The sequence below is a fragment of the Azospirillum sp. B4 genome, assembly GCF_000333275.1.
In the GTDB taxonomy this organism is placed as follows: Bacteria; Pseudomonadota; Alphaproteobacteria; order Azospirillales; family Azospirillaceae; genus Nitrospirillum.
This window is the reverse complement of the sequence record NZ_BACU01000245.1, coordinates 1-4,567: the sequence shown is the minus strand read 5'-3', so window position 1 is coordinate 4,567 and position 4,567 is coordinate 1. Positions and strand designations below refer to the sequence as shown.

The following is a 4,567-nucleotide window of genomic DNA, read 5'->3' as shown; positions in this document are numbered from 1 at the left end:
TGGCGCTCAAGGGGTTGCGCGGGTAAGGTTCGTCCTTTCCCCATTGATTGGCTTCGACCCTGGATAAGGCCCCAAAGGGCTTGTGGCCCCGGGGTGGACGCCGGTGCCCGCTGTTTTGAGGATGCCATGCTGCGCGAGCGTTTTACCCAGGCGATGAAGGATGCCATGCGGGCCAAGGACCAGCAGACGCTGGGCGCCATCCGCCTGATCATGGCCGCGTTGAAGGATCGCGACATCGCGGCGCGGCCCAGCGGCAAGACCGAGGGCATCAGCGACGCGGAAATCGCCACCATGCTGCAGGGCATGGTGAAGCAGCGCCGCGAATCCATCGAGATGTACCGCCAGGGCGGCCGTGAGGAACTGGCCGCCAGCGAGCAGGCGGAGATCGACGTCATCATGGGCTTCCTGCCCAAGCAGATGACGGAGGAGGAGACCAAGGCGGCCATCACGGCCCTGGTCGCCGAAACCGGCGCCGCCGGGATCAAGGACATGGGCAAGGTCATGGCCGGGCTGAAGGAAAAGTACGCCGGCCAGATGGACTTCTCCCGCGTCGGCCCGCTGGTGAAGGCCGCGCTGAACGTCTGACGCGTCTGTGGGGGCGGGGCCCACCGGGCCCGCCCCAACCCGCCTGTTCCCCGTGATCCCGGACCCGCCCAACGCCCATGGCCCTGCCGCCCCAATTCCTGGAAGAGCTGCGGAACCGGCTGACCCTGTCGGACGTGGTGATGCGGCGCGTGCGCCTGCAGCGGGCGGGGCGGGAGTTCCGCGCGCCCTGTCCCTTCCACAACGAGAAGACGCCCAGCTTCTACGTCAACGATCAGAAGGGTTTCTTCCACTGCTTCGGCTGCGGCGCCCACGGCGACGTCATCGGCTTCGTCATGCGGCAGGACAACCTGTCCTTCATGGAGGCGGTGGAGCTGCTGGCGCCCGACGCTGGCCTGACGGTGCCCAAGGCCAGCCCGCAGGACCGCCAGCGCTTCGAGCGGGAGAAGTCGCTCTACGACCTGGTGGAGCGCGCTGCCAAATGGTTCGAGGCGCAGCTGCGGGCGCCGGTGGGCCGCCACGGTCTGGCCTATCTGCGTGGCCGTGGTCTGGATGACGACGCCATGGCCCGCTTCCGACTGGGCTTCGCGCCCAGCGACGGCGCCGGCTTGCGGGCCGAACTGGTGACCGCCGGCTATACCGAGGCCGACATGGTGGAGGCGGGGCTGTTCAAGAGGCCCGACGACGGCCGCGCGCCGTTCCCCTTCTTCCGCAACCGTGTGCTGTTCCCCGTGACCGACCGGCGCGGCCGGGTGGTGGCCTTCGGCGGCCGCATCCTGGAGGGCGACGGGCCCAAGTACATCAACTCCGCCGAGAACCCGCTCTTCCACAAGGGCGACATCCTCTATGGCATGAGCCGGGCGCGCCAGGCGGCGGCGGACGGCAAGCCGGTGATCGTCACCGAAGGCTATATGGACGTCATCGCCAGCGTCATGGCCGGGTTCGAGGGGGCGGTGGCCCCCCTGGGCACCGCCTTGACCGAGACGCAGATCCAGGCGCTGTGGAAACTGGCGCCGGAAGGCCAGCGCGTTCCCATCCTGTGCTTCGACGGCGACAACGCTGGCCGGCGCGCCGCCTTCCGCGCGGTGGAACGCATCCTGCCGCTGCTCATCCCCGACCACAGCGTCCGCGTCGCCTTCATGCCGGAGAAGGAGGATCCCGACAGCCTGATCCGCGGCGGCGGCCCGGCCGCCTTCCAGGCGGTGCTGGACCGCGCCCGGCCCCTGACGGATGTGCTGTGGGACATGGAGGCGGGGGCCCGCGATCTCTCCCAGCCCGACGCCCAGGCCGGCATGCAGGCGGCCCTGGAGGCGCAGCTGGAACGCATCCCCGACGCCCGGGTGCGCAACGCTTACCACCGCGCCTTCAAGGACCGGCTGTACCAGCTGGGACGCCCGGCGCGGACGCCCTTCCAGGGGGGCGCCCCCTTCGTGCGGGGGCAGCGGCCGGCGGCCCCGGCCTTTCCGGTGGCGCGGCAGTGGGACAAGCGCTTCCGCGCGGGCGCCGAGATCGGCTCCGTCCGCTGGCGCGAACGGCTGCTGCTGGCCGTGGTGCTGAACCATCCGACCCTGTTCGAGACCCTGGGCGAGACGCTGGCCATGATCAGCTTCGCCACCGAGGGGCTGGAACGGCTGCGCCAGGCGCTGGTCGAACGCCTGTTCCACGATTCGGGACTTGACGCGGACGGTTTACGACGCCACTTGTCAGCATGCGGCTTCGCTGAAGAGTTGGATGAGACGCTGGGGGCGGACCTGCCCTCCTACGCCCGTCCGGAGGCGACACTGGAATCCGCCCGTGCGGGTTGGCAGGAGGTTTGGCTCAATTCCCAGGAACTGGTGTTCCAGACCGAGTTGCGCGAGGCGGAACGGCGCCTGGCCGAGGATCCCAGCGAGGAAACCCTGGCCCGGCTGATGGCCCTTAAACGGGAAGAGTTGATACGCCGGGGCCATGCCCTGGATCCGGAGGGTGAGGGCGCCTGATGCCCGCCACCCCAAGGCACCCCCGCACCGGACGGGGGCCGTGCCGGTTCCATCGGGAACGGGCCCGCGGGACGGTTGGATGACGAAGCGCTGGGGAGCGACGATTACGCGAAAAGGCTGCATGGGTCCGGCAAGGACGGACGGTCAGGGATGATGGATGGGTGGCGTGACCGGGGTTTTCATCCGGTGCGGCGCCTTTTTTTCGTCCCCGCCCTGTTTTTGGTGGGATCCGGCGCTTTCTTTGGGTATCGGGTGTCCCTCGGAATTCGCGAGGAACCAAGTCGGCGGTGCGCCTGGTTTGCCGGGCCCAGCCAGTTTGATCCGAGTAGGGGCGCCCAAGAGCAGGGGCGCCCTTGAGTAAAGGGTACGGGCCGGCGCCCAAGGAAAGCCGGCGTCAGGGTTGAACCGGCATTCCAGTTGGTTTGCATGTCAGTTAGTCGGGGACATTGAGCGAATGGCCACGAAAGCAGCGCAGAGTGCGGACGTTTCCGAGGCGCGTGAGGAACAGTTGGACGGCCCGCTGATGGACGGCATGGGCCTCGCCTTCAAGAAGATGATCCAGCGCGGCAAGGAGCGGGGGTTCGTCACCATTGACGAACTGAACGCGGCCGTGCCCCCCGACCAGTCCTCATCCGAGCAGATCGAGGACACGATGGCGATGCTCAATGAAATGGGCATCAACGTCATCGAATCGGAGGAGCAGGACGCCGAGGCCGGCGGTGAAGGCGGCGGCGACGGTGAAGGCCGCGTCTCCGGCAACCTGGACGATGACGATATCGGGCGCACCGACGACCCGGTGCGCATGTACCTGCGCGAGATGGGCTCGGTGGAGCTGCTGTCGCGTGAGGGCGAAATCGCCATCGCCAAGCGCATCGAGGCGGGCCGCGAGATGATGATCGGCGCGATCTGCGAATCGCCCCTGACCATCCGCGCCATCATCCAGTGGCACGAGGCCCTGAACGAAGGGCGGATGCTGCTGCGCGACATCATCGACCTGGACGCGACCTACGGCGTGGACCCCGAATCGGGTGAACTGACCGAGGCCACGCTGGGCGCCGAAGAGGCCCCGCGCGAGGAGCCCGCCGCCGAGGGCGAGGGCGCCAGCGAGGGCGAGGGTGGCGAGCGTCCTGAGGGGGGCGAGGGCGGTGAGCCGGGCGAACCGGGCGAGGACGAGGGCGGCATCTCCCTGGCCGCCATGGAGGCCGAGCTGAAGCCGGTGATCCTGGAGACCTTCCAGACCATCGAGGACACCTACGAAAAGCTGCACAAGATGCAGGAGCTGCGCTTGGCGGCCATCCAGCGCGGCGAGGACCTGGGCAAGGCCCAGGACAAGAAGTACGACAAGCTGAAGGCCGAGCTGACCGAGCTGGTGAACTCCGTGCGGCTGAACAACAGCCGCATCGAGGCCCTGGTCGAGCAGCTGTACGGCATGAACCGCCGCCTGATGGGCTTCGAGGGCAAGCTGCTGCGCCTGGCGACCGACTGCAAGGTCAAGCGCGAGGACTTCCTGCACCACTACTACGGCAGCGAGCTGGACCCCAACTGGCTGGACCGGGTGAAGGGCAACTCCAAGGCCTGGGCCAAGTTCGCCGAACGCAGCGCCAGTGAGATCGTGAAGGTCCGCGAGGGCATCAACGAGATCGCGGAAGGCGTGCGCCTGCCCATCGGCGAATTCCGCCGCATCGTCTCCACGGTGCAGAAGGGCGAGAAGGAAGCCAGCCGGGCGAAGAAGGAGATGGTGGAGGCCAACCTGCGTCTCGTCATCTCCATCGCCAAGAAGTACACCAACCGCGGCCTGCAGTTCCTGGACCTCATCCAGGAGGGCAACATCGGCCTGATGAAGGCGGTTGATAAGTTCGAATACCGCCGCGGCTACAAGTTCTCCACCTACGCCACCTGGTGGATTCGCCAGGCCATCACCCGGTCCATCGCCGACCAGGCCCGCACCATCCGCATCCCCGTGCACATGATCGAGACGATCAACAAGCTGGTGCGCACCTCGCGCCAGATGCTGCATGAGATCGGCCGCGAGCCGACGCCGGAGG

General features: G+C 67.8%; 3 protein-coding genes. All 3 read left to right on the top strand.

Annotated features, from left to right (window positions below):
• Positions 1 to 126 precede the first annotated feature (126 nt).
• Entirely contained in the window at positions 127 to 585 is a 459-nt protein-coding gene (locus I55_RS10395; protein ID WP_044560475.1) for a GatB/YqeY domain-containing protein, read from the top strand.
• Between the two features lie 77 nt (positions 586 to 662).
• A complete protein-coding gene (gene dnaG / locus I55_RS10390; RefSeq protein ID WP_044560474.1) occupies positions 663 to 2,522 on the top strand; it encodes a DNA primase in 1,860 nt (619 codons plus the stop codon).
• A 454-nt stretch (positions 2,523 to 2,976) separates the two neighbouring features.
• Positions 2,977 to 4,567 (top strand): RNA polymerase sigma factor RpoD (gene rpoD, locus I55_RS10385; RefSeq protein ID WP_044560476.1); only part of this gene is annotated, 1,591 nt, incomplete at its 3' end.

Coding starts and splice junctions, on each gene's coding strand:
- I55_RS10395 (WP_044560475.1), top strand. CDS start 127: ATGCTGCGCGAGCGTTTTACCCAGGCGATGAAGGATGCCATGCGGGCC.
- dnaG (WP_044560474.1), top strand. CDS start 663: ATGGCCCTGCCGCCCCAATTCCTGGAAGAGCTGCGGAACCGGCTGACC.